General features: G+C 69.3%; 23 protein-coding genes and 1 pseudogene. 14 read left to right on the top strand and 10 right to left on the bottom strand.

The features are described from left to right. On the bottom strand, positions 1-609 hold the full coding sequence (locus tag AB0L91_RS04260; RefSeq protein ID WP_365011172.1) for a CatB-related O-acetyltransferase: 609 nt from the start codon (positions 607-609) through the stop codon (positions 1-3). A 136-nt stretch (positions 610-745) separates the two neighbouring features. Here AB0L91_RS04260 and AB0L91_RS04255 point away from each other — a divergent pair, with 136 nt between their 5' ends. The 3 genes and pseudogenes from AB0L91_RS04255 to AB0L91_RS04245 form a co-directional block, all read left to right on the top strand. Next, positions 746-1,381, top strand: coding sequence for a TetR/AcrR family transcriptional regulator (locus tag AB0L91_RS04255; RefSeq protein WP_365007208.1), 636 nt, complete (start codon positions 746-748; stop codon positions 1,379-1,381). Between the two features lie 73 nt (positions 1,382-1,454). Then, positions 1,455-2,159 (top strand): flavodoxin family protein, encoded by a 705-nt coding sequence (locus AB0L91_RS04250; RefSeq protein WP_365007207.1) that lies wholly within the window; start codon positions 1,455-1,457, stop codon positions 2,157-2,159. A 364-nt stretch (positions 2,160-2,523) separates the two neighbouring features. Further along, positions 2,524-2,838 (top strand): annotated as a pseudogene (locus AB0L91_RS04245) (transglycosylase family protein); the annotation flags it as partial. 104 nt (positions 2,839-2,942) lie between these two features. Here the strand turns inward: AB0L91_RS04245 and AB0L91_RS04240 are convergent. Further along, entirely contained in the window at positions 2,943-3,437 is a 495-nt protein-coding gene (locus tag AB0L91_RS04240; protein WP_357343825.1) for a DoxX family protein, read from the bottom strand. 26 nt (positions 3,438-3,463) lie between these two features. After that, on the bottom strand, positions 3,464-4,216 hold the full coding sequence (locus AB0L91_RS04235; RefSeq protein WP_365011171.1) for a class III extradiol ring-cleavage dioxygenase: 753 nt from the start codon (positions 4,214-4,216) through the stop codon (positions 3,464-3,466). Between the two features lie 99 nt (positions 4,217-4,315). Here AB0L91_RS04235 and AB0L91_RS04230 point away from each other — a divergent pair, with 99 nt between their 5' ends. Then, a complete protein-coding gene (locus tag AB0L91_RS04230) occupies positions 4,316-4,768 on the top strand; it encodes a MarR family transcriptional regulator (RefSeq protein WP_365007206.1) in 453 nt (150 codons plus the stop codon). Here the strand turns inward: AB0L91_RS04230 and AB0L91_RS04225 are convergent. Next, the gene (locus AB0L91_RS04225) at positions 4,765-6,012 is read right to left on the bottom strand and encodes a helix-turn-helix domain-containing protein (protein WP_357343829.1); all 1,248 of its coding nucleotides are present in this window, start codon (positions 6,010-6,012) and stop codon (positions 4,765-4,767) included. The genes AB0L91_RS04230 and AB0L91_RS04225 overlap by 4 nt on opposite strands. Before the next feature lie 196 nt (positions 6,013-6,208). On the opposite strand from AB0L91_RS04225, the gene AB0L91_RS04220 reads away from it, so the two are divergent. Further along, complete coding sequence (locus AB0L91_RS04220) at positions 6,209-7,369, top strand: alpha/beta fold hydrolase (protein WP_357343831.1); 1,161 nt, start codon at positions 6,209-6,211, stop codon at positions 7,367-7,369. Then, complete coding sequence (locus AB0L91_RS04215) at positions 7,366-8,664, top strand: lipase family protein (protein ID WP_365007205.1); 1,299 nt, start codon at positions 7,366-7,368, stop codon at positions 8,662-8,664. Before AB0L91_RS04220 ends, AB0L91_RS04215 begins: the two co-directional genes overlap by 4 nt. 500 nt (positions 8,665-9,164) lie before the next feature. On the opposite strand, the gene AB0L91_RS04210 is transcribed toward AB0L91_RS04215, so the two are convergent. Next, positions 9,165-10,139: a cation diffusion facilitator family transporter gene (locus AB0L91_RS04210; protein ID WP_355282329.1), complete on the bottom strand. Its 975-nt coding sequence runs from the start codon at positions 10,137-10,139 to the stop codon at positions 9,165-9,167. Between the two features lie 252 nt (positions 10,140-10,391). On the opposite strand from AB0L91_RS04210, the gene AB0L91_RS04205 reads away from it, so the two are divergent. The 3 genes from AB0L91_RS04205 (at position 10,392) to AB0L91_RS04195 (ending at position 13,913) form a co-directional block, all read left to right on the top strand. Beyond that, positions 10,392-11,471, top strand: a complete 1,080-nt coding sequence (locus tag AB0L91_RS04205) for a histidine kinase (RefSeq protein ID WP_365007204.1) — start codon at positions 10,392-10,394, stop codon at positions 11,469-11,471. Further along, complete coding sequence (locus AB0L91_RS04200; protein WP_365007203.1) at positions 11,468-12,136, top strand: response regulator transcription factor; 669 nt, start codon at positions 11,468-11,470, stop codon at positions 12,134-12,136. Before AB0L91_RS04205 ends, AB0L91_RS04200 begins: the two co-directional genes overlap by 4 nt. A 106-nt stretch (positions 12,137-12,242) precedes the next feature. Then, positions 12,243-13,913 carry a nitrilase-related carbon-nitrogen hydrolase gene (locus tag AB0L91_RS04195; RefSeq protein ID WP_365007202.1) on the top strand — a complete coding sequence of 557 codons (1,671 nt, stop codon included), beginning with the start codon at positions 12,243-12,245 and terminating at the stop codon, positions 13,911-13,913. On the opposite strand, the gene AB0L91_RS04190 is transcribed toward AB0L91_RS04195, so the two are convergent. Then, positions 13,894-14,781 (bottom strand): NmrA/HSCARG family protein, encoded by an 888-nt coding sequence (locus AB0L91_RS04190; protein ID WP_365007201.1) that lies wholly within the window; start codon positions 14,779-14,781, stop codon positions 13,894-13,896. The two genes, AB0L91_RS04195 and AB0L91_RS04190, sit on opposite strands and share 20 nt — an antisense overlap. A gap of 134 nt (positions 14,782-14,915) precedes the next feature. Between AB0L91_RS04190 and AB0L91_RS04185 the strand changes: the two genes are divergently transcribed. Both AB0L91_RS04185 and AB0L91_RS04180 read left to right on the top strand, forming a co-directional pair. Continuing rightward, positions 14,916-15,746 (top strand): helix-turn-helix transcriptional regulator, encoded by an 831-nt coding sequence (locus AB0L91_RS04185; RefSeq protein ID WP_365007200.1) that lies wholly within the window; start codon positions 14,916-14,918, stop codon positions 15,744-15,746. 364 nt (positions 15,747-16,110) lie between these two features. Beyond that, a complete protein-coding gene (locus AB0L91_RS04180) occupies positions 16,111-16,491 on the top strand; it encodes a hypothetical protein (RefSeq protein WP_365007199.1) in 381 nt (126 codons plus the stop codon). A 171-nt stretch (positions 16,492-16,662) separates the two neighbouring features. On the opposite strand, the gene AB0L91_RS04175 is transcribed toward AB0L91_RS04180, so the two are convergent. Both AB0L91_RS04175 and AB0L91_RS04170 read right to left on the bottom strand, forming a co-directional pair. Beyond that, positions 16,663-18,339, bottom strand: a complete 1,677-nt coding sequence (locus tag AB0L91_RS04175) for a hypothetical protein (protein WP_365007198.1) — start codon at positions 18,337-18,339, stop codon at positions 16,663-16,665. Positions 18,340-18,346: 7 nt separating this feature from the next. Further along, positions 18,347-20,002, bottom strand: coding sequence for a hypothetical protein (locus AB0L91_RS04170; RefSeq protein WP_365007197.1), 1,656 nt, complete (start codon positions 20,000-20,002; stop codon positions 18,347-18,349). Positions 20,003-20,045: 43 nt separating this feature from the next. On the opposite strand from AB0L91_RS04170, the gene AB0L91_RS04165 reads away from it, so the two are divergent. After that, a complete protein-coding gene (locus AB0L91_RS04165; RefSeq protein ID WP_365007196.1) occupies positions 20,046-20,669 on the top strand; it encodes a helix-turn-helix domain-containing protein in 624 nt (207 codons plus the stop codon). A 131-nt stretch (positions 20,670-20,800) separates the two neighbouring features. Here the strand turns inward: AB0L91_RS04165 and AB0L91_RS04160 are convergent, their stop codons facing one another. Continuing rightward, a complete protein-coding gene (locus AB0L91_RS04160) occupies positions 20,801-21,199 on the bottom strand; it encodes a VOC family protein (RefSeq protein ID WP_365007195.1) in 399 nt (132 codons plus the stop codon). Between the two features lie 104 nt (positions 21,200-21,303). Between AB0L91_RS04160 and AB0L91_RS04155 the strand changes: the two genes are divergently transcribed. Then, positions 21,304-22,290, top strand: coding sequence for a YafY family protein (locus AB0L91_RS04155; RefSeq protein ID WP_365007194.1), 987 nt, complete (start codon positions 21,304-21,306; stop codon positions 22,288-22,290). 103 nt (positions 22,291-22,393) lie between these two features. Here the strand turns inward: AB0L91_RS04155 and AB0L91_RS04150 are convergent, their stop codons facing one another. After that, positions 22,394-22,720: a hypothetical protein gene (locus tag AB0L91_RS04150; protein ID WP_365007193.1), complete on the bottom strand. Its 327-nt coding sequence runs from the start codon at positions 22,718-22,720 to the stop codon at positions 22,394-22,396. Between the two features lie 215 nt (positions 22,721-22,935). Between AB0L91_RS04150 and AB0L91_RS04145 the strand changes: the two genes are divergently transcribed. Further along, a complete protein-coding gene (locus AB0L91_RS04145; protein WP_355282301.1) occupies positions 22,936-23,472 on the top strand; it encodes a sigma-70 family RNA polymerase sigma factor in 537 nt (178 codons plus the stop codon). Positions 23,473-23,515: the final 43 nt, after the last annotated feature.

The raw sequence follows: 23,515 nt of genomic DNA, 5'->3' as shown, positions 1-23,515 counted from the left end.
TCACTTTCCGGTCGGGGCGGCGGCTTCCAGGTCGGCGACGGTGCCGCTCATGATCGTGCGCACGTGCTCGGTGAGGTGGGTGGTCGGCCAGTCCCACCAGGCGAGGGCCAGCAGCCGAGCGATGTCCTGGTCGTCGTAGCGGGTGCGCAGGAGCCGGGCCGGATTGCCGCCGACGATGCCGTAGTCGGGGACGTCCCGGGTGACCACGGATCCGGCGGCGACGATCGCGCCGTGCCCGATGCGGACGCCGGGCATGATCGTCGCGCCGTTGCCGATCCACACGTCGTTGCCGACGACCGTGTCGCCCCGGTTCGGCAGGTCGGTGAGCAGGTCCAGATGCGCCGACCACGCGCCGCCCATGGTGGGGAACGGGAAGGTCGACGGTCCGTCCATGCGGTGGTTGGCGCCGTTCATGAGGAACCGGACGCCGGTGGCCAGGGCGCAGAACTTCCCGATGATCAGCTTCTCCGGCCCGTAGTGATAGAGCACGTTGCGGGTCTCGAACGCGGTCGCGTCGTCGGGATCGTCGTAGTAGGTGAACTCGCCGACCTCGATCAGCGGCGAGGTGACCAGCGGTTTCAGCAGCACCACCCGCGGCTGGCCCGCCATGGGATGCAGCGTGGCCGGATCCGGAGGTTCGAGCGTTGATGTCTCTGGCACAGTGAACTCCTCCGGTATTAGTGCGACAACTATCGCGTTAGGATGGTGCCACGACCCCGTCCCACCGAGCAACCGGATAGCCGATATGAGTTCCCCCTCGCCGACACCCCGGACTCGCCCCGGCGGCCGGACCGCCCGGATCCGCACCCAGGTCCTCGACGCGGTCAGCGCCGAACTGGCCGAGAACGGCTACGACGCGGTCACCGTGGACGCCGTCGCGGCCCGCGCGGGCGTGCACCGGGCCACCGTGTACCGCCGCTGGCGCGATACCGGGGGATTGATCGCCGACCTGTTCACCGCGGCGGGAGACATCGACTGGCAGCCCCGCGACACCGGGTCGCTGGTGGGCGACCTGACCGCGCTCAATCAGGAGATCCAGGACTCGCTGGGCGAGCCGAACTCGATCGCGGTGGCGCTCATCGCGGTGTCGTTCCGCTCCGCGGAGGCCGCCGACGCCCTGCGGCGGCTGTGGGCCGACCGCTACCACCAGTCGGAGGTCGTCGTACGACGGGCGGTAGCGCGGGGTGAGCTCGCGCCCGCTGTCGACGCGCGCGCCCTGCTGATCACCGCGACCGCCCCGGTCTACCACCAGGTGGTCCTGCTCCGGCTGGAACCCGATCCGGAGTTGCCGCGCCGGGCGGCCGAGAGTGCGGTGGCCGGGGTGTTGTCGACATCGTGCTGTGCTCCCGCGGCGCCCTCGGATGTGACCTCGCCGCCGTAACGTCACGGCCGGTGCGGGCACGGTACTGCGCGGCGGGGATCGCCGCGTCATCCACCGAGGAGGCCGAACGACCATGGCGACCTATGACGATCTGTCGGCGCTGTTCATCAACTGCACGCTCAAGCGTTCGCCGGAACCGAGCAATACGCAGGGTCTGATCGACGTCAGCGCGCACATCATGGCGGCGAACGGCGTCGCCGTCTCGCACATCCGCGCCGTCGACCACGACATCGCCACCGGCGTCTGGCCCGATATGACCGAGCACGGCTGGGCCACCGACGCCTGGCCCGCGCTGCAGGAGCAGGTCATGGCCGCCGACATCCTGGTGATCGCGGGGCCGATCTGGCTCGGTGACAACAGTTCGGTCACCAAGCGGGTGATCGAGCGGCTCTACGGCAACTCGTCGCAGCTCAACGCGGCGGGGCAGTACGCCTACTACGGCAAGGTCGGCGGCTGTGTGATCACCGGGAACGAGGACGGCGTCAAGCACTGCGCGATGAACATCCTCTACAGCCTGCAGCACCTGGGCTACACCATTCCGCCGCAGGCCGACGCGGGCTGGATCGGTGAGGCGGGGCCGGGGCCGTCCTACCTCGACCCGGGTTCGGGCGGCCCGGACAACGACTTCACCAACCGCAACACCACCTTCATGACCTGGAATCTGCTGCATCTGGCCCGGATCCTGCGCGATGTCGGCGGCATCCCGGTCCACGGCAACCAGCGCTCGGAGTGGGACGCGGGCTGCCGGTTCGGCTTCGAGAACCCCGAATACCGCTGACCCGCGCGGGCGCGATGCCCGAATTGCCGGGTCGGAAACGTGACCGGGGTCGCTATATACGGGTGATCCCGGTCACATAACGACGGTATAACGACAGTATTGTGATTACGGATTTGTCACGGTGGACCTGCGCGGAACAGTGTTCCTTTGGACAATGTCCGGTACAGACGCGTCCGTGATCCGGACGTGATCTCAGCTCGCATTCCGGCTACATTCGGTCACGGCTTGAACAACAACCCGAGCCGAATCGAATCGCAGAACACCGGAAAGCCTGCCCCGCGATTTCGAGGATCCCCGACATTACTGAGGGGCAGGGACGCGGTGGATTACTTCACCGAGCCGGTGGGCGCAGGCAGGAATCCTTATGTCTTTCAATCGCAAGTTCACCACTCGTGCCCTCGGTTTCGCCGCTGTCGCCGGCGCCATGATCGCCGTTCCGGCCGGTCTGACCACCGCGACCGCCTCGGCGAACAACTGGGACGCCGTGGCGCAGTGCGAGAGCACGGGCAACTGGAACATCAACACCGGTAACGGCTACTACGGCGGCCTGCAGTTCTCGCAGAGCACCTGGGAGGCCTACGGTGGCACCGGCACCGCCGACAACGCCAGCCGCGAGGAGCAGATCCGCATCGCGGAGAACGTGCTGGCCGCGCAGGGTCCCGGCGCCTGGCCGGTGTGCAGCGCCTACCTGTAAAGCGCGCTGAATTTCAGACTTTCCTTGTCGGGAAACGAATAACCCGCTATTCGATGCACACGTCGAATAGCGGGTTTTTTCGTTGAATTTCAATTCCGGACGAGCAGCGTTATTCCGCCGACGAGCACGGCCAGGGCAATGGCCCCCACGCCATAGGCGAGCTTGTAGTTGCGCAGGCCGGGGACGAACCGGTCGAGCGCGAAAGCGCCTGCGCCACTGAGTGCCAGGCTCGTCGCCGCGACCGCCAGGATCATCTCGTATTCGACACCCTTGGGCGAGAAGAAGCCGCCCCACTTCACCGCGATCGCGTTGAGCATCGTGCCCAGGATCGCCGCCGCGGCCAGCGGGGTGAGCAGGCCGAGAATCAGGCCGATGCCGCCGAGCGTCTCGCTCAGCCCGGCCACCACGGCGAAGGCTTTCGCCGACGGATAGCCGCTCGCGGCGAAGAATTTCTCGGTGCCGGACAGGCCGCCGCCGTCGAACCAGCCGAACAGCTTCTGGGTGCCGTGCGCGGCCATGGTCGCGCCGACGCCGAGGCGCAGCACGAGGAGTCCGGCGTCGGTGGGGGTGGTCGATGTGGTCATGGCGATGTCCTTTCCGTTGCGCCCGGTCAGCCGATCTGAACCGAGCGTCGTGCCATCCCGAACCAGTAACCGTCGATGACGGTGCGCAGGGAGTCGATGTCATCGGCGCCCGCGCCGAGGGTGAGGAACAGCGGGGCGAAGTGCTCGGTGCGCGGGTGGGCCAGCCGCGGCGCGGGGGCGGTGTGCTCGAAGTCGAGCAGTGCGTCGATATCGCGGTCGTCGAGTGCCCGGCGGCCCCAGTCGTCGAACTCGGCGGTGAACGAGTGCACGTGGTGGTCGTCGGCGGTCAGCGCGCGCAGGTTGTGGGTGAAGAACCCGCTGCCGATGATGAGCACACCTTCGGCGCGCAGCGGGGCGAGTGCGCGGCCGAACTCCATCAGGTCCTGCGGATCCAGTGTAGGGATCGACAGTTGCAGCACCGGGATGTCGGCGTCGGGGTACATCTGGCTCAGCGGCACGTAGGCGCCGTGGTCGAGGCCGCGATCGGGGGCGTCGGCGACCGCGCCGCCGAGCAGTTCGCGCACCCGGGCGGCGAGCTCGGGCGCGCCGGGGGCGGCGTAGCGCTGGTCGTAGTAGCGCGGGGCGAAGCCGCTGAAGTCGTAGACCAGCGGCACGGTGGTGGTCGCGCCGAGGGTGATCGGGGCCGACTCCCAGTGCGCGGACACGATCAGGATCGCGCGCGGCCGGGGCAGGTCGGCCGACCAGGCGGCGAGCTCGGCGGGCCAGGTGGCGTGGTCGATCAGCGGCGGAGCGCCGTGCGAGAGGTAGAGCACCGGCATGGTCACGGTCGGCTCCTTCGGATCGGTGAACTGTGTATGTTCAAATTTGAACAATACGCGATGCGCAGCTATTCCGCCGAAGTGATTAGGGTTTGCGGCATGGAAGAACCCAGGTGGCTCGATGCCGAGGAGATGCGGCTGTGGGTCAGGTTCCTGGCCGCGGGCGCGCTGGTCGACCGCGCGGTGGACCAGCACCTCAAGGGGGAGGGGCTCACGCACACCCAGTACGAGGTGCTGGTCCGGCTCGCCGCCGAGCCCGGCGGCGCCATGCGGATGACCGACCTCGCCGCCGCCAGTTACACCTCCAAGAGCGGCCTCACCTATCAGGTGGGCAAGCTCGAGCAGGCCGGGCTGGTGCGTCGCGTCGACGACGACAGCGACGTGCGCGGCGTCAACGCGGTGCTCACCGAGGCGGGCCGGGCCAAGCTCGACGCCGTCGCGCCCGGGCACGTCGAGGTGGTGCGCCGGGTGTTCGTCGACGTGCTCGAGCCCGCGCAGCGCGCCGCGATCTCCGCGGGGCTCGGCGCCGTCGCCGACGGGTTGACCCGCTAGACCTGCTGGTCCTCGCCGTGCCGCTGCGGGGTGTCGAGCCGGTGCACGGTGAGCGCGGCGGCCAGCATGCGCGAATCGGTCGGGTCGGCCGGGTCGAGTCCGGTGAGCTCGGCGATGCGGCGCAACCGGTAGGTGAAGGTGTTGGGGTGCACGTGGATCTTGCGTGAGGCCGTCTTGCGGTCGGCGCCGTGGCGCAGGTGCGCTTCCAGCGCCTCGATCAGATGCGGACTGCCGAGCAGCGGAATCACCCGCTGCGCCAGGCGTTCCCGGGCCGGGCCGGGGCGGGTGAGCTGGTATTCGAGCAGCAGGTCGTCGAGGCGGTAGCAGCCGCCGGGCCTGCCGCGCAGCCGGGCCAGCTCGGTCAGCTCGGTCGCGTCCTTGGCCGCGGCCGGGATGGCGTCGCGGGCGACGCCGGAGAACTCGGCCAGATACACCGTCACGCCGTACTGATCGGTCAGCCGGGCGGCGAGCTCGTCGAAGCGCCGGGCGCCGAGGGCGTCGGTCTCGGAGCTGTTGCTCAGCAGCGCGATGCCGTTCGCGCCGTCGAAGGTGGCCGGGGTGGTGGTGCCGGTGAGCTCGTCGAGTGCGCGCTGCAGGACCCGGATCCGGCGGCGGGTCACCAGGTTCGCCGCGCTGCCGGTGCGGGCGGGCTCGCTCAGGTGGATCGCCAGCACCGTGTACTGGTCGGCGAGCACGGTGTCGGCGCGCGCGGCGAGTTCCTCGGCAGGCAGCCCGCGCACCAGCGCTGAACACAGTTCCCGACGGGCCTCGCGCTCGGCGTGATAGATCGACTGCTCGACCTCGGTGTAGGTCTCGACGACGGTCATGTTGATGTGGCGCAGCAACTCGAGCAGTCCGCTGCCTACCCGGACCAGGTCGTTCATCTCGGTGGGCTCGGCCAGCGCGAACGCCTCGTCGAGCACGGCCTGCGCCGAGCCGTGGATCGCGCCGATCAGCATCGGCAGCGGCAGCCGGTCCTCGGCGTGGCGCTCGGCGACCGGCCCGACGAACGCCGCGACCTCGGCCTGGGTGAACTCGCGCTCGGCGGCGATCGCCTCGAGCACGGCGCGCCCGCAGGCGTAGATGGTCGGCAGGACTTCCGCGGTGAAATGGCCCGGCGGCAGCTCGGCGGGGGCGGTGGCACCGAGCCCCGCGGCGAGCATCCGCTCGGCGATCTGGGGCCAGCGGGTCAATAGTCGTGCGGTCAAAGCGGGTGGTGCGGTAACGGGGTGTTCGGCGAGCATGACCTGATTGTGTCCGAGAACAGGGCGGCGTGGGCAGCTCCCATCGAGAACGCACAGATCTTGGTTCCCGCGCCAACAAGTGCGACGTTTTCTCGGTGCACGGTGCAGTGACACCGCTGTGGCGCCGGTCATAGATTCGCTGTGCGCGTCCGAGCCAACGCTGGCCGACGCGGTTCGACGGAAGTGACTGACCACCATGATTGCAACGACGCAGCCACTGCGCCGCACCCTGTGCGGACTCGGTATCGCCGCGGGCCTCACCGCGGCCTCGGTTCTCGGCACGGGCCCGGCGAGCGCCGACCCGGTGCTGGAACCGACCATCGCCTCGCTGGCCGAATACCTCGACGCCGGCATGGCCACGGCCCCCGACGGCCGCAGGCCCACCGCCATCGCCGACACCGGCAGCGCCTCGGGCAGCAGCTCGGGGTCGGCGGGCAGCCGCGCGTCCGACGCCGTCGGCGAGGGGCCGGAGATGTCGGCCTACCTGCCCGCCTTCGCCTACGGCCTGCTGCACCCCGACGCCGCGCCGCCCGGCGCCAACCGCTGGGACTGCAAGCCGAGCGCACAGCACCCGCGTCCCGTCGTGCTCCTGCACGGCACCTGGCTCAACGCCTACGACACCTTCTCCTACCTCTCGCCGCGCCTGGCGAAGGCCGGGTACTGCGTGTTCACCCTGAACTACGGCAAGTCGGGCCTGCTCGAGGGCGGCGGCCTCGGCGCCGTGCTGCCCGGCCGCTACGGCGTCGGGCCGATGGCCGACTCGGCGCAGCAGGTCGCGGGCTTCATCGAGCGGGTGCGGGCGGCCACCGGCGCCGACCAGGTCGACATCGTCGGCCACTCCCAGGGCGGCACGATCGCCAACCACTACCTCAAGTTCGACGGCGGCCAGGGCAAGGTCGGCAAGCTGGTCACCTTCGGCGCCACCCACCACGGCACCGCGCTGCTCGGCATCGCCACCCTCGGCCGCATGATCAACAACGCCGGCATCGACATCCTCGGCTTCTACCGGCCGATCATCGGCGTCGCCAATGTCGAACAGGCCATCGGCTCGCCGTTCTACAGCACGCTCAACGCGAGCGGTGACACCGTGCCCGGCGTCGCCTACACCGTCGTCGGTTCCCGCTACGACGAGGTGATGAACCCCCTCGACCTGGCCTTCCTGCGCGCCGGACCCGACGCCACCGTCGACAACATCGCCCTGCAGGACGGCTGCGAGCAGGACATCTCCGACCACCTGACCATGATGTACTCCCCGCGGGCCGCTTCGATCGCGCTGCGGGCCCTCGACCCGGAAGGCGGTCTCGCTTTGACCTGCACGTTCAATCCCTGGTTCTTCGGTGGCGGCGGCAAGTTGTGAGGCTCGACCCGCTCGCGCTGACGCAGTGGAGCACCGCGCCGCTGCTCCCGCCCGAGGACCCGTTCTACGCCACCCCGCCCGGCGCCGAGCTGCTCGCGCCGGGCACGGTGGTGCGCTCGCGTTCGGTGGAGCTGGCCCTGTTCGGGCTGGTGCGCCAGCGCATCGCGGCCTGGCAACTGCTGTACCGGACCTGCGATCTCGACGGTGCGCCCGAGGTCGCGGTGACCACGGTGCTGCTGCCGTGGGGCGCCGACCCAACGCGTCCGCGTCCGCTGGTCTCGTTCCAGTGCGCCATCGACGCCGTCGCCCCGCAGTGCTTCCCCTCCTACGCGCTGCGGCTCGGCGCGCAGACCACCGGCTCGATCGCGCCGCTCGAACTGCCGATCGTGGCGATGGCGCTGCGGCAGGGCTGGGCGGTGTCGGTGCCCGATCACGAGGGGCTCGGTGGCCGGTTCGGCGCCGCCCGCGAGCCCGGCTACCGGGCGCTGGACGGGATCAGGGCCGCGCTCGGCTTCGTGCCACTCGGGCTGACGCCGACGACCCCGGTCGCCCTGTGGGGCTACTCCGGCGGCGGCCTGGCGACGGCGTGGGCGGCGGAGCTGGCCGCCGAGTACGCGCCGGAGCTGACCATCGTCGGCGCGGCGGCCGGGTCGCCGGTCGGTGACCCGGCGGCGGCGTTCGTCCGCCTCAACGGTGGCTGGTTCGCCGGTTTCCCCGCCGCGTTCGTCGCCGGCCTGCGCCGCGCCTACCCCGATCTCGACCCGGTCCTGGACGACCACCTCGACGACCGGTACCGCGCCCTGCTCGGCGAGGCCGAACAGCGCACCACCTTCGCGCTGCTGTGGCGGTTCGCCCGCCGCGATGTCGCCCGGCACCTGCGCGAGGGGCTGGCCGGGCTGCTGGCCGAACCGGCCCTGCGCCGCATCCTCGCCGACATCGAGCCCGGCACCAGGGCGCCCGCCGCTCCGCTGCTGGTGGTGCAGGGCGTGCGCGACGAGGTGATCGCCGTCGCCGACATCGATGCCCACGTCCAGCGCTATCGCGAGGCAGGCGCCACGGTCGAATACCTGCGCGTGCGCCGCGGCTCGCACCTGCCGCTGGAGTTCCTGGTGGTCCCGGTCGTGCTCGCCTGGCTGGCCGACCGGTTCGCCGGTCATCCGGTGACGTCGGGGACGGCCACGGTCGCCTCCGTCGCCCGCGACGGCGCCGCGCTGCGCGCCCATCTCGGCTTCCTCGCCCTGGTCGCGGGCATGGTCGGCGGCCGACCCATCCGGGGCGCGGGTGAACAGGTGTGACCAGCTGTCCCGCTATGTATTCGTGATCGGTGCCCCTATTTTTCGGGGCATCGGAAATTCAGTCTTATCGGATGAGCGCAACATGAATCTCATGCGATTCTCATAATCCCCTCAGAAACGTGAGGTATTCGGGTAAAACCGCAGGTAGTAATAGGTTTACGAGGGTTGTTGTTACGCGGGTCACGAATTCCGGAATTTCGTAACTCGCGGCGTTCCGGCGTCGATAGGTCATCTGTAAGCCAGCTCCGGCTGGGCCTATGCGAGAAACAGAGGAATTATTATGATCCCCGTTATCATCGACACCGGTAGCGCCGCCCTGAACGGCCTCTTCGACACCCTCGGCGCCGCCCTGCACGGCCTGGTCGACACCCTGTGGACCGGCTCCTTCGGCGGCTGAGCAAGCCTCCAGGTCGATGAAACGACCGGGTCCGCCCTGACAGCGTGACCGACGAGAAGGCCCCGCACCTGTCCAGGTGTGGGGCCTTCCCGCGTTCGTGGGGTCAGTGCGTGTGCGGCACCCGGCCGGTCGAGACGTGCTTGGGTCCGTGCGGCTCGCCGCAGTGGCTGTCGTCGTCGACCGCGCCGATCCCGATGACCGCCGGCCTGGCGTGGTCGACCTGCAGGGTGACGTGCTCGATGTGGTGCTCGTGGTCGAGCATGTGCGCGATGTCCTCGCGGACCGCGTGGCAGTCGTGCCCCGGCTGCACGAGCACATGCGCCGACAGCGCGGGGGAGCCGGAGGTGATCTCCCAGATGTGCAGGTCGTGCACCTCGGTCACGCCGTCGCGCGCGGCCATGTCGCGACCGACCCGCTCGGGGTCGAGGTAGTCGGGGGCGGCCTCGAGGAAGATCCGGCTCGACGCCCGGATCAGCCCGATGCCCGCCTTGATCATCAGCGCCACCACGATCAGGGTGGCGACGACATCGGCCTGCACCCAGCCGGTGAGGATGATGACCAGGCCCGCCACGGCGGTCGCGATGAACGCGAACAGGTCGTTGAGGATGTGCTGGTAGGCGCCCTCGACGTTCAGGCTGGTCCGGTCGGCGCGGCTGATCATCCAGGTCGCCAGGACATTGACCACGATGCCGATCAGCGCGGTCACCAGCACCAGGGTGCCGTGCACCTCCGGCGGCTCGAACAGCCTGCGGATCGCCTCGTAGCCCAGCCACAGCGCCAGCAGGAGCAGCGTCAGGCCGTTGGCCTGCGCCGACAGGATCTCCACCCGCTTCCAGCCGAAGGTCATCCGGCCGGTGGCCGGGCGCTTGGCGAGCCGGATCGCCACCAGCGCCAGCACGATGGAGGCGGCGTCGGTGGTCATGTGCGCCGCGTCGGAGAGCAACGCCAGCGAATCGGCCACGATGCCGACGATCACCTCACCGATCAGGAAGGTGACGATCACCGCCAGCGCGCCGGCCAGCCAGCGCTTGTCGCTGTCGGCCGACACCCCGTGGTCGTGTCCGTGTCCTGCGCCCATCGTGTTCACCTCTCCCTGCGGTTCGATCGGTCGCTATCGTATGCATACATCGCTATGTATGCAATTCGTTCTTGATTCGCCGTGGTCCGGGGTGGGCATCGTCGCTGGTCATGGGCCTGTGGCCGCCCGGTCGTCCGGTCCGGATCCAGCCTAGGCCCGCGAGCGTCGCCGTGGGGAACCGCCACCGCGCGGTGCGGGAATCACTCTCGCGAGGGAGGCGCGGCGCGCGGTCGCCGGTCAGACTGGATCGTCGTGGGCCTGCCTCGGAAACCGCTCGAACCGATCGACGCGCTGATCGCCGCCATCGTGACGGTCGTGACCGTCGGACCCACCGTCGTCGCCGGTGCGACGTGGTGGATCGTCGGGCTGTCGGTGCTCGCCTCGGTCCCGGTGCTCTGGCGCCGCCGGGCGCCGCTGGCCACCCTCGGCGTGGTCGGACCCGCGATCACCGCGCTGGCCTGCGCGCACGCCATGCCCGTGCTGCCGTTCGGCACCGTGGTGTGCGTGTACACGATCGCCGCCTCCTGTTCGGCGATCCAGCGCCGGATCACGTTCGTGCTGGTCGCGGCTGGGATTCTCGTCTCGCTCCTGGTGCCGAACGAGCCCGTCGACTCCTACGGCTACGCCGCCATGTCGTTCCTGACCGCGTGGGCGCTCGGCGCCGGGGTGCGGGCTCGGCAGGCCCAGATCGACGTCCTCGCCGAGCGGGCCCGCCGCCTCGACGAGGAACGGGCCGCCGCCGTGGCCAGGGAACGGCTGCGCATCGCCCGCGACATGCACGACGGGCTCGCCCACACCGTCGGCGCCATGATCCTGCGCGCCGAGACCGGCCCCCTGCTCGCGCACCCCGACACCGCCTTCGCCGCGATCGCCGACGACGGCCGCGCCGCACTGCGCGAACTCCGGCACAGCATCGGCGCACTCCGAGACGGCGACGACCCACCCCACCCGCCGGGCGTGGCCGCCGTCGCCGACCTCGTCGCGCGGGCCGAGCGCCCCGGCCTCGCCGCGCACTACACCGAACACGGAACGCGCGCGCCGATCGCACCGCAGACCGAGGCCGCCGCCTACCGGATCGTGCAGGAGGCGCTCACCAATACCGGCAAGCACGCGCGGGCGAGCCGGGTCGAGGTCGCGGTGCGCTGGTCCGCGGACCGCCTCGGGGTCAGCGTCGTCGACGACGGCACCGGCCCTTCCCGCTCGGACACCACCGGATTCGGCCTGCTCGGAATGCGCGAGCGCGTGCACGCCTGCGGCGGCGTGCTCCGCGCTGGACCGACCGCCACCGGATTCACCGTCGACGCGGAACTGCCACTGGCGCAGGGGAAGTGAGCATGCGGGTACTCGTCGTCGACGATCAGGAACTGTTCCGCACCGGCTTCCGCCTCATCCTGGACGCCGAACCCGACATCGAGGTCGTCGGGGAAGCCGCCGACGGCCTCGACGCGGTGGCCGCGGCCCGACGGCTGCGGCCCGACGTCGTGGTGATGGATGTCCGGATGCCCCGGCTCGACGGCGTCGCCGCCACCGCCCGCATCTGCGCGGAGTCCGACGCGAAAGTCCTGGTACTGACCATGTTCGATCTGGACGACTACGTCTACGCGGCCCTGCGCGCCGGCGCGAGCGGATTCCTGCTCAAGGACGCCCGTCGCGCCGAGCTGGTCGCCGCCGTCCGCGTCGTCGCGGCGGGGGAGGCCCTGCTCGCCCCGTCGGTGACCCGTCGCCTGATCGCCGAGATCGCCCGCACCCGCCGCCCGGAGGCCACCGCCCACCTGACGGCCCTCACCGCCCGCGAACGCGACATCCTGCGCGAGCTCGCCGCGGGCCGCTCGAACGCGGAACTGGCCGCGCGCCTGGTCGTCACCGAGCACACCGTGAAAACCCATGTCAGTTCGGTGCTGTCGAAGCTCGGCTTGCGTGACCGGGCGCAGGCGGTGGTGTTCGCCTACGAATCCGGGATGGTGGCGCCCGGCGACAACGGGCTGCCGGGGCGCTGATCTCCCTCGCGGGAGGGAGGCGGGACCGCTCGTCCGGGCGATGTGCGCGGTACCGCTCGCCGCCGACCATCGAGCAGTGACCTTCTCGACGAAAAGATCTGTCCACGTGAGTATCTGGTGCGCGTCCACGGTGATCTCAGCAGGGCTGTGGGCGGTGGGAACCGGGCTGCGTCCGGTCCCCTTGATCGCGTTCCTCGCGCCGCTGCCGGTGCTGTGGCTGGCACCGCGCTACCCCGCTCGCGCCCTGTACGCGGCGGCGGTTCTGTCCTGGCTCGGCGGAACCGCACGCTACTGGCCGTATTTCGTGCGGACACTGGAACAGCCGGTCCTCGCGGCCGCCGTACTGCTGGGCGGCAGCGCCGTCGCGTACGGAGCGTGCGTCCTGCTGTTCCGCGCGCTGCTCGCGCGTCACCGGATCGGACTCGCGGCGCTCGCCTTCCCCGCCGCCTGGACCTGCGCCGAATACCTGTACCGCTTGGTCGGCGGGGTGGGCGCGTGGTGGAGCATCGGCTACTCCCAGGCCGAGGTGGGACCGATCGTGCGGATCGCCGCGATCACCGGCGTCGCGGGAATCACCTTCCTCCTGCTCGCGGTGCCAGCCGTCGTAGTGGCCGTGACAGCGCCTCAGCTGCGAAACTCGCAGCCGCTCGCACCTGCCGACGCCGCGACCGTGGCGGTGCCGGGGGCATCGGGCACTCAGCCGCGCCGGACCGTCGACGTCGCGGCGTCGGCCGTGCGAAACCCACAGTGGCGGAGGATCGTCGGCGCTGTGGCTGGTTCGGTGCGAAATGCGATGCGGCGCGGAATTGCCGGTGCTCGGACCGTAGCGGTGGCAGAGGAGCGAAGCCCATGGCAGCGTCGGGGAGGAGACGGCCATTCCAGGGCACTGTATGAGGTTCGAAGCACGAGGCGGCGTCGGATTGTCGGCATCGCGGCTGTGCTGACGCTCGGCGCCGGCGCGGCGGGTGCTGTGTGCTCGGCTGCCGAGGGGCCTGTCGTCCGGGTCGCCCTCGTCGCGCTGGCGCAACCGCCCATGTACGTTCCCGTCGACTCCGCTCCCGGCGCGGCGATGATCGCGGAGGCGGTGACAATGGTCGAGCGGGCGTCCGATCAGGGCGCCGAGGTCGTCGTCTTCACCGAGAAGGCTTGGCACGCAACGTCCTCTGATCTGGCCCGGCTGAGTGAGCCACTGGACGACGTCGCCAGGCGGCGCGGGGTGCACGTGGTGGTGGGCCTGGAACTGGAACAGCAGGGCGGCACCGTCAACGCCGCCATCGCCTATCCGGGCCAAACCGTCTACGCCAAGCGATATCTGGTGCCCGGCCTGGAAGCGGGCTTGCGGGCGGGCCGGGCGGCGGTGCCGGTACCCGGCCGCCCGTGGGCGCTCGCGATCTGCGCCGATCTCGACCACCCCGACCTCGTCCGCGAGAACCGCGCGAACGGCGCGACCCTGCTGCTCGCCCCGGCCCTGGACTTCACCGTCGACCATTGGCTGCACAGCCGCATGGCCGTCGTGCGGGCCGTCGAATCCGGCATCGCCATCGCCCGGCCCGCGCAACTGGGCGAACTGCTCGGCGTCGACGCGCAGGGCCGCATCGACGTCTCGGTCGAGACCGGCATCACCGAAACCCACATGGCGATAGCCGATCTCGGCACCAGCACCGCCGGCACGCCGTACGTCCGCTGGGGCGACTGGTTCGGCGTGCTGACGCTCACGCTCACGGTGCTCGGGGTCGTCGCGGCCCTGCGCCGCCCGCTCACGGCCGCCAGCCGGTAGCCGTCACCCAGGTCGCCAGGTCCTGGAGTCCTGGGTGGGCGGTGCGCAGCGCGGCCAGGTCGAGCGGCTCGTCGGGGCTCTCGTTGAAGTACGCGAACATCTTGCCCACCTGCTCGTCGAAGGCGCGCACCGCCTCGATCGGCACCTGCACACTGCGCGCGGGCAGCCCGGCCGCCGCCCCGAAGACCTCGGCGATCTGCGGCGGGGTCAGCCGGTCACCGGCGATCGACACCGTGCGTCCCAGGTACTCGGCGCGGTGGGTCAGGGCGAGCGCGGCGAACGCGCCGATATCGCGGACCGAAATCAGCGAGATCGGAATATCGCCGCGCACAGCGAGATTCACCAGCAGCGTGCCCGAATCGTCGAGCACGGGGCGATTGAACGACCGGAAGTTGTCCATGAAGAACACCGGCCGCAGGATCGTCGCCGGGACGCCCTGCGCGGCGATGTACTCCTCGAGGTGGGTCTTGGCGGCGTAATACTCCACCCCCGAGTCCTCCCCGGCGCCCCGCAGCGAGCTGTACACCAGATGCTCGATCCCACTGTCGCGCGCCAGATCGATCACCAGCTCACCGCGCCGCTGCTCCGCGGCGATCCCGGCCGCCGTGATGTGGACGCCCTCCATCATGGTCAGCATCAGGAACACACTGCCGCTGCCGTCCAGCGCCGCCTTCACACTGCCCGGATCGTCCAGATCGCCCACCACCAGCTCGGCACCCTCGGCTCGCAGCGCCAGCGCCCCCGCCGATTCCGGATCCCGCACGAAAGCCCTGACCTGCGCGCCCCGTTCGAGCAGCGCCGTCGTCGTCGCCCGCCCCTGCTGCCCGGTAGCCCCGATCACCAGCACCGGCCCGTTGTCGTTACTCATCGCCGTACTCCCTTGTCCCGGATGACCTTTCGCGATCACCTCATGTCTACGACGGTAAGTCGCCCACGCCCACCGGTCCTGGCACCGATACTGCTACCCAGAACATCACTGTTCGCCGAGACAACGGGAGCGCCATGAGCGAAAATCGCCGCACCGAACTCGCCGAGTTCCTCAAAGCACACCGGTCCCGGTTACAGCCTTCCGACGTCGGTCTCCCCGCGGATGTGATTCCCGGGCGGAGGCGGACCCCGGGCCTGCGGCGGGAAGAAGTCGCCGAGCTGGCCGGCGTCAGCCTCAGCTGGTACACCTGGCTCGAGCAAGGTCGCAAGATCGCGGCCAGCCCGCAGGTGGTGGACGCGCTGGCGCGGGCGCTGCATCTGGACGCCACCCAGCACCGGCAGCTCCGCAGGCTCGCGGGGTTCGCCGATCCGGTCGTGCGGTATCGGACCGGCGACGAAATCTCGCGCCTGCAACGGCTTGTCGACACGATGTCGCCGACCCCCGCCGTAGTGCACGACGCGCGCCTGGATTTCGTCGCATGGAACACCGCGTTCAGCCGGATCCGCACCGACCCGGCCGCCCTGCCCCCCGACCGCCGGAATCTGCTGTGGTGGATGTACACCGACCACCGCAACCGCGCCATGATGCGCCGTTGGGAACCCGCCGCCCGAGCGATCCTCAGCCAGTTCCGCGTCCTGCTCGGCAACAGTCCCGGCGACCCACGCCTGACCCAGGTCGTAGCCGAACTGAGCACGGCCAGTGCGGAATTCCGCACCTGGTGGTCGGAGTACCCGGTCCAGGACTTCCAACCGACCACCATCGGCATCGACCACCCCGAGGCAGGCCCGATAGACCTGGAACTCTTCCAATTCCGCCTGGTCGAGAACCCGGAACTCCTGCTCGTCGTCCAGCTTCCGGCCACCGACGCCGACCGCGAACGAATCAACACCTACCTGAACGGGTGAGGCTCGGCGCGTCCTGGTCCACGCGGCCACTCCGACCACCCCCAGCAGCGTGGACGGGCAAGTCGGTAAATGCATCCTGAAATGCCGATGTGCGACCTGGGCGGGCAGCGGAGGTGGTCCACCTTGCGGGTTGGACGAGCTCTGGATACGTTGACGCCATGATTCTTTCCACTGAGAAGGGCGTCGTGCGCCTCGGGCGATGATCCCCGAAAGGGCCCAGACCCCAGACGCCCGCCGCCACGCGGGTGTTGGGTCGACCGCCCGAGATCGGCAGCGCCTGCGACGCAAGCGTTCGACAGCAATCAGCGAAATCGGGTTCGACTATCGCCCAGGACCGCCCGGACGAACCGACGTCCACCAGATCATGCCCCGCATCGACACCATCCCCCTGACTGATCTCATCGATACCTTCGAAATCTGCGCCGGCATGGAGCCTGCGGGTGACGCGTACGGCGGCCTCGTTCCAGTGTTCTTCCGGTTGGAGTCGGCGATGGACCATTTCCACGGGTCCTCCTACGTCATGCGACAGAAAGCCCCCGTGCTCGCCTGCAGCTGCGGGGTAATGGGCTGCTGGCCACTATTGACGCGCATAACCCTGACCGGCCACCTCGTCGTGTGGGATCGCTTCGAACAGCCCCACCGCACCACTCGTGACTACACCGCACTCGGCCCATTCCTGTTCGACCGCGATCAATACGACAAAGCTCTCCAGGAGCTCGACGCCGCGATCTCCGCCAACGAATGACACGCCCAAATCTCACCTGCCCGTTGCTGGATGAACCCTGCTGCATGGGCGCGGGCACCGTTCTCTTGCGCGGTTCGGCGGTAGGGACGAGTTCTCGGCTTCCATTCACTCGCAACCTGCACGACGGTCTGCCCGGTGGGATGGGCAGACCGTCGCGTCGGTGCTCGGTGTCTACTCGGCGATCTTGGCGCGGAAGGGTCCGCCGATACTGTTGAACAGCAGGTCGCCGTTGGGCAGTGCCTCGATGATGGCGTAGGCACCGTTGCCGAGGTTGGAGTGACCGAAGATGGTGCGGTGCACGGTTTCCCCGGTCTTCCAGTCGAGACCGGTGACTTCCCAGCCGTCGGCTTTGCTGTAGCCGTTGACGAACACCGCCCCGGTACTGGTGGACACCGCCGGGACCATGGAGGTCGAGGCGACATCGCCGCGTGCCCACACCGAGTTCCAGCGGTGCCCCGCCGGATCCCACTCGAAACGCTGCATGCCGTGTGGCGGGGTGTCGACCGGGCCGTTGGCGAGGACGTCGATGAGCCGGTCGGGCTGGCCGCCCGCACCGATGTTCTGGACCACGAACGCGCCGTACCCGTCGACCACGACCGACTGTTCGGATTGCACGAATTCCGGCAGCGGGTCGGGCAGGCCCGCGGTCACCTGGATCTGATCGGCGATGCGGTTGGATCTGGTGCCGGGCTTCTGCTGGAAGCCTTCGGGAATCTTGTTGCGCCAGAAAGCGACCAGATGCATCTGGTCCGCGCCGTCGGTGATCACTACCAGTTCGTCGGACTTGCCGTCGAATCCCATCAGGGTGGGCGTGGATCCGGTGCCGGTGCCGAACTTCACCGCGGGGGGTCGGCGGCCGGTGTCATAGGGCGAGGACCACGCGCCGTCGGCTTCCTCGGTCGAGAGTTTCGACCCGGTCCACACGATCTTGCGCATGATCTTGTTCGAGGCGATGTAGATGCCGTTGTCCGCATCGATGGCCATCGAGTTCGACACGGTCTCGTCCTCGCCGAAACGCACCCGCTGCGGGGCGGCGTCGAGATCGGTGCGATCGAAGGCCAGCACCTCACGCGTGGAGGCCACGATCAGGCGCCCGTCGTAGGTCAGGTTCACCCCGACCACGTTCTCCGGCAGGCCCGTTGCGGTCGTGCCGGTGCCCAGAAATGGTTTCAGGTCGAGGTGTTCGAGGATCTCGATGCCGTCTTCGGGCTTGTCGTTGTTCGCGAGCCCGAAGACATACAGCTGGGAGTCGCCGGTGGTGTAGTAGACGCGATTGTCCCTGTCCACCAGGCTGTAGACGCCGTTGGTGATGCGCCTCCAGGTCATCCCGTCCCAGCCCTGTTTCACCGCGTTCTGGATCTGGGCGACGTCGGTGAAGTTCTGATTCAGCACCGCGTCCAGTGCCGGCGCGGGGAGCGGTGCGACGCCGGGGACGTCCATCCCGGCGACTTCCCTGAATCCACCGTCGGAGACGTCGACGTACCGCACACCGGCGGACGAGGAGATCCATCGATACTCCGGGTCGGTGGAGGCCAGAGTGATGATGCTGACCGGGCCCACCGTGACGCGCGGCATCCGCGCCGGGTCGATATGGAAGGTGCCCGTCGGTACCGGATCGTCGAAGCTGTCGGACTGGCTCGAGTCCAGATGGGTGACTGCGTACTTGTCCGCGGCCAGATGGGGATTCCGCGCCGGACCACTCCCGGCGGGCGCCGGGGAGGAGGTAGCCGACGAGCGGCCGTCGCCCGATTCCGAAGAGTTGCTGCTACAGGCCGGAACCGCCAGTGCCGTGGCCAAAGCCACGACGGCGGCAACGGTTCCCGTGCGCAGACATCGCGCTGTGCTCACTGGTGTATCACTCCTGTCCCTCGCGGCCGATAGGGCAGCCGGTGGCCTCGCTCTGGGCCTTGCTCATGTAGGTGACCGTGGGCAGGTAGTCGCCCATGACGGCCTTTTCGTCGCCAGGGTGCCGGGTGTTCTGAGTGGCCTGGGCGAAGGATTGGTCGGGCAGCATGTTGCGGATCTGGATGAACGCGAAGTCCGGGTCGGTGTCGCGGGGTGTCTGCCATTCCAGCCAGGTACGCCCGCAGCCCGGATCGGCGTTGGCAGGGCGATCGCCGGCGCGGCTGATGACGATGGTGTAGTACCCATCCGGATCAGTGGCGATCTGCTCGTCGAAGACACAGTTCATGGTTCGGGTGGTTTGGATCGACTCGGTCATGCAGAACGAGGTGTAGCGGGTCTGAAACGCGTCGGCGGGGAAGGTGGTTTCGCCGCCTTCGGTCCGGGGCGAGGTGGGCAGCTTGCCGCGCAGCACGACGACGTCGCCCAATCGGTGATTGAGGGCGTTGCGAACGTAGTTGTTGTGCATATTGGGGAAGAAGCCGCCGCCGCCGGCGCGCTGCGGGTTCATGCTGGCGCCTGGCGCGTCGTCGCCGGTGTAGAGCTGGAGGAGATACCGGCGGTCGTACTGTGCGCGCCAGTTCGCCTCGGGGGTGGCGGGAAAGGTGGCCGGGTCGGCGACCGGGCGCGGATTTTGCACCAGGGCAGGCGGAACGGTGTAGTCGGTGGGGCATCCGGTCGGAGTCAGCACATTGCAGGGCTGAGTCAGGGTCTCGGGATGGCGCAGGGCGGCGAAAGTGCTGTCGTCCAGGCGTAGCGCGTCGGCGGCGGCACCGCGCGGTTCCAGACCGTGGGCGAGGCGGTCCTTCGATTCGGAGTCGATGGCGTCGCAGAGTCCCTGGCCGGTGAGCCGGGTGCCGTCGGCGAGGGTCAGTTGCGGCTCGGGCAGCGGTACATCGCCGTTCAGGTCGGTGCCTCGGTCGGGCACGTAGGTGCGCAGGGTGACGGATTCGATGGCGTAATCGCGTCCGCCGACGGTTTCGGTATTCGGGGTGTCCGGCTCGGCGTAGAGGGTATTGCGCGGGGCCTCACCGTATTTCGGGTTGCGGCTGAAGTGGGGCCGGCGGGTGTCCGGGTCGAGGTTCTGTTGCTCGGCGACGGTCACGGTGTAGTGGTTGGTGCCGCCGCGGGGGGCGCCCGGCCGGAACGGGTTGACCGACCCCGCATCGGGCTCGTACTGATAGTCGGCCAGTCCGTCGATGACCCGCCCGGAGATGTCGTAACTGATCAACGATGTGTAACGAGCATGGGGAAAAGTGCCCGACAGCGTCAGGGTGCTGCCCGGCGGACGGCGGAAGGCGGCGGTCCAGTACACGGCTCCGGCGTCGGGGTACGCGACGTTGACCGTGTCGGGCACCGCACCGACCGCACCGTATTTCCAGAAGCACGTACTCATCGTTCCCCCGTACATCGCAGCCGCGGGATCTTCCGTGCGGGATGGCGGCGTGTGGTGTCTCAGCTGGAGGGTGGTGGTCGCCGCGGCGACGACCACCACGGTCACTGCCGCGAACAGGATCCGGCGGCGCTCGAGAATCTTCATTGTCTTCCCTTCGGTCCGAGCTAGAGACTCGCACAAAATGTCAGTACTGACAATCGTCAGTACTGACATTTCTTGGCCGCGCAGGATCGATCGGACCGCTATCGTGATGGCGGTGAGCGAACAGACCAGCCATCGGGAACGGAAGAAGGCCGCCACGCGCGAGGCGCTGCGGACGGCCGCGACCCGCCTGTTCGCCGACCAGGGGTACGCCGCGACCACCGTGCGGGAGATCGCCGACCAGGCCGGGGTGACCGAGCGGACCTTCTTCCGGTACTTCGCCGGCAAGGAGGAGCTGCTGGTGGACGACATCATCGACGGCATGCCGGTGTTCACCGCGGCGATCCGCGCCCGTCCGGACCACGAGACGCCCCTGACCGCGATCGAACGGGCGGCGCTGGCCGCCGTCGAAAGCGCCCCGGACGCCTCCGGGACACCCAGCGCGTTGTGGCTGTTCCTGCAAGGCCCACCCCGCACACAGCTCGGCCGCTCGGCGCGGTCACTCCTGGTGCAGTTCGAATCGGCCATCGCCGACGCGCTGCGAGACCGGTTGCACCGCAACGGGATCGCACCCGAGGACGTGGACTACGCCGCCGACCTGGCCGCCCGCACCGCCGTCGCGGTCCTGCGCACCGCCCTGATCCGCGACTGGGAACTGCGCACCCGGGACACCGCGAATCCCCCCGATCTCTCCGAACTGGTGCGACAGGCATTCGCCCTGCTATCGACGCTTCGCTAGCGCGCCGAGCCAAGTCACTTCCGGCGGAAGACGAGAGCGCCCGCGAGCGGTTCCGGTGCCGCGCGAGCAGGCGGCGGCGTGGTCGGCGTGGAGGCATGACCGGCGCATCGTGAAATGTCGGTGAGCGGATATCAGTCGGCGAACTTCGCGGCGGCCTGCGCGGTGACCGGGGTGAAGAGGTTGATCAGGTTGCCGTCCGGATCGCGGAACAGCAGCGACCGGTTTCCCCACGGCATCGTCGTCGGCTCGTTGACGAAGTCCTCGACCGTATCTCGCAACCGCCGGTAGTCGGCATCGACGTCGGGGACCAGGAATTCGATGATCGCCGTGTGATTGTCGGCTGGGCTCGCGCTGCCCGCGGCGAACAGCGCCACGGTGCGGGTGCTGCCGATCGCGAGGGTGCCGGCCGGTGTGACGATCTCGGCGAAATCCGGTGTAGCCCAGTTCGCTTCGACGCCGGTCACGTGGCGATAGAAACTGACCAGCCGCTGGATGTCGTCGGTGATCAGACGGATCGAGACGAGCTTCATGGTGTGCTCCTGCTGTCGGATGCGGGGGAGGGTTCCACCGCCGCACGCCACGGTAGAGCCGATACCGGACAGTTTCCGCCCGGTATTGATGCGAGAATTTCCCGATGACGCGCCCCACCGCCCGAGTGCTGGCCCTGCTCGAGCTGTTGCAGACCGGCGGTACCCATACCGTCGGCGAGCTCGCCCGACGGCTCGGCGTCGATGAACGCACCGTCCGGCGATACGTCACCCATCTCACCGACCTGGATATCCCGGTCCGATCGGTGCGGGGCCGCTACGGGGGATACCGGCTCGCGCCCGGCTACCGAATGCCACCGCTGATGCTGACCGACGACGAGGCGGTGGCCGTGCTCCTCGGGCTCCTCGCCAGTCGCGGCACCGACCGGCCGACAGCGGCCACCCGCGCGGCCGAGAGCGCGACGGCCAAACTCCGCCGCGTCCTCCCCGCACGCCTGACGGCCCGGCTGGACGCCCTGATCGACACCGTCGAATTCACCGCCGACACGCGCCCGGAAGCGCCGGTCGAGACCACCGTCCTGCTCCGGCTCGCCGAGGCCACCCGCGAGCATCAACCGGTCGCCATCGAGTACACCGACCGAAACGGACGGTCCAGCAGCCGGACCGTACACCCCTACGGGCTCGTCGACCACTCCGGCCGGTGGTACCTGACCGGGATGGACAGCGACAGCGAGGAACTACGCCAGTTCCGGCTGGACCGCATCACCGCGGCGACCACCCAGCCCGGAACATTCACCCCGCCAGCCGAATTCGAGCCCGCCGCTCATCTGCTGTCCGCCTTGGCCACCGCGCCCTACCGGCACGAGGTATCAGTCCGAGTCCAGGGCACACTCACCCAGGTCCGCCCCCTGCTCCCCGCGACGATCGCGACCGTGCACGAGATCGACTCCCAGCCCGCCGACACCGACCCGTGGGTCCGCATCCGAATCCATGCCGAACAACTCGACTGGATCCCCGCCCTGCTCGCCGGCCTGAACCGCCCCTTCATCATCGAACACCCCGCCACCCTCAACGACGCCGTCCGCGCCCTGGCCGACAGACTCACCGCAGCCGCCGACGGCCGATACCAGTAGCAGCCCGGACGCTCGGAAACGCCGCGGATCGCGAGGGCTGTTCAGCGCCTAACGCCGTGGATCGCGCGGGCTGTTCAGCGCCTGAGGATGGTGATGTCCTCGATCAGTCGTCCTGATCGGGCCAGGCGTCCTCGACGATCACCTGCCCCGCTTCATAACGATCCGCGACCGCCGCGCAGGAATAGGTCGGCCAGAACGACACCGCGCCCGTTTCCTTGTCGATGACGTATACCGAGCCGCCGACCGGTAACGGCCGGTCGACGGGTGCGTGCAGTGGTCTGATCTCGAAGGCGACGAAGCCGGTCGCGAATTCGACGATGCGCCGCTCGGTGTCCGGCTGCGGCGGTGGTAGGTGGTCGGCCGCTATGCGGGTGGCCTCGGCCCGGTCGACCGGCGTGTGCGCGTCGGTCGGGTATGCATGGATGTCCACGTTTTCTCGCTCCCTCGCCGCGATTGTCGTCGCCGATTCCCGCTCGCGCCAGGGAATGGGTGGAAAAGAGCGAGCCCGGTGGCCCTGCTCCCCCCTCCTGGAGCAGGCCCTGGCCGGGCTCGCGAAACGAGTGTCGCGTCCGGGGCCAGCAGGATTCTGAAGAGCGGCTTAACGTCGCTCGTTGTCATCGGGGCGGTGCGCGGCGATAACCCCATATGAAGGACAACTCCTGCGGTGCGCACTGCGCGCGCCTGTGTACCCCCGACGGGCTGGCCGAGGTGCTGGCCGCCGACCGTGGCCTGCTGCACTGGCGGGCGATGCGCAGTCTGGGCGATCCCGGCCTGGCCGAGCACGCCGTGCAGGAGACGCTGCTGCGCGGCTGGCGGTCCTGTCGCGACTTCGACGTGCGCAAGGGCAGCGTGCGGACCTGGTTGCTGGCGATCGAACGCAACGTCGTCGTCGACATCGTGCGGGCGCGGGCCGCCCGGCCCGGTGACGTCGGCTGGGACGACATCACCGAGGTCGCCTGCGTCGGCCGACCGGATTTCGCCGACGGGCTCGTCGACGGGCTGCTGGTCGATCAGTTGCTGGCCCGGCTGCCCGAGCCGCAGCGGGCCGCGGTCGTCGAAGTGATCCTGCACGATCGCGGCTATCGGGAGGTGGCCGCGGACTTCGGGGTGCCGGTGGGGACGGTGAAGACCCGCGTGCACTACGCGCTGCGCTCGTTGCGGCAATTGCCCGACGTTGCCTGATTCGGTCGACGAGCCCCCCGATCTGGGCGTTTGACCAGCGCTA

It is taken from the genome of Nocardia sp. NPDC051833, assembly GCF_040681225.1.
Classification (GTDB): Bacteria; Actinomycetota; Actinomycetes; order Mycobacteriales; family Mycobacteriaceae; genus Nocardia.
This window is presented reverse-complemented; position numbering and strand designations above follow the sequence as displayed.

Bases quoted from the DNA above. Each gene is read 5' to 3' on its own strand.
- AB0L91_RS04220 (WP_357343831.1), top strand. From the start codon at position 6,209: ATGATTGCAACGACGCAGCCACTGCGCCGCACCCTGTGCGGACTCGGT.
- AB0L91_RS04235 (WP_365011171.1), bottom strand. From the start codon at position 4,216: ATGCCGGTGCTCTACCTCTCGCACGGCGCTCCGCCGCTGATCGACCAC.
- AB0L91_RS04230 (WP_365007206.1), top strand. From the start codon at position 4,316: ATGGAAGAACCCAGGTGGCTCGATGCCGAGGAGATGCGGCTGTGGGTC.
- AB0L91_RS04155 (WP_365007194.1), top strand. From the start codon at position 21,304: ATGACGCGCCCCACCGCCCGAGTGCTGGCCCTGCTCGAGCTGTTGCAG.
- AB0L91_RS04255 (WP_365007208.1), top strand. From the start codon at position 746: ATGAGTTCCCCCTCGCCGACACCCCGGACTCGCCCCGGCGGCCGGACC.
- AB0L91_RS04225 (WP_357343829.1), bottom strand. From the start codon at position 6,012: ATGCTCGCCGAACACCCCGTTACCGCACCACCCGCTTTGACCGCACGA.
- AB0L91_RS04260 (WP_365011172.1), bottom strand. From the start codon at position 609: ATGGCGGGCCAGCCGCGGGTGGTGCTGCTGAAACCGCTGGTCACCTCG.
- AB0L91_RS04160 (WP_365007195.1), bottom strand. From the start codon at position 21,199: ATGAAGCTCGTCTCGATCCGTCTGATCACCGACGACATCCAGCGGCTG.
- AB0L91_RS04145 (WP_355282301.1), top strand. From the start codon at position 22,936: ATGAAGGACAACTCCTGCGGTGCGCACTGCGCGCGCCTGTGTACCCCC.
- AB0L91_RS04170 (WP_365007197.1), bottom strand. From the start codon at position 20,002: ATGTCAGTACTGACGATTGTCAGTACTGACATTTTGTGCGAGTCTCTA.
- AB0L91_RS04190 (WP_365007201.1), bottom strand. From the start codon at position 14,781: ATGAGTAACGACAACGGGCCGGTGCTGGTGATCGGGGCTACCGGGCAG.
- AB0L91_RS04210 (WP_355282329.1), bottom strand. From the start codon at position 10,139: ATGGGCGCAGGACACGGACACGACCACGGGGTGTCGGCCGACAGCGAC.
- AB0L91_RS04250 (WP_365007207.1), top strand. From the start codon at position 1,455: ATGGCGACCTATGACGATCTGTCGGCGCTGTTCATCAACTGCACGCTC.
- AB0L91_RS04185 (WP_365007200.1), top strand. From the start codon at position 14,916: ATGAGCGAAAATCGCCGCACCGAACTCGCCGAGTTCCTCAAAGCACAC.
- AB0L91_RS04180 (WP_365007199.1), top strand. From the start codon at position 16,111: ATGCCCCGCATCGACACCATCCCCCTGACTGATCTCATCGATACCTTC.
- AB0L91_RS04240 (WP_357343825.1), bottom strand. From the start codon at position 3,437: ATGACCACATCGACCACCCCCACCGACGCCGGACTCCTCGTGCTGCGC.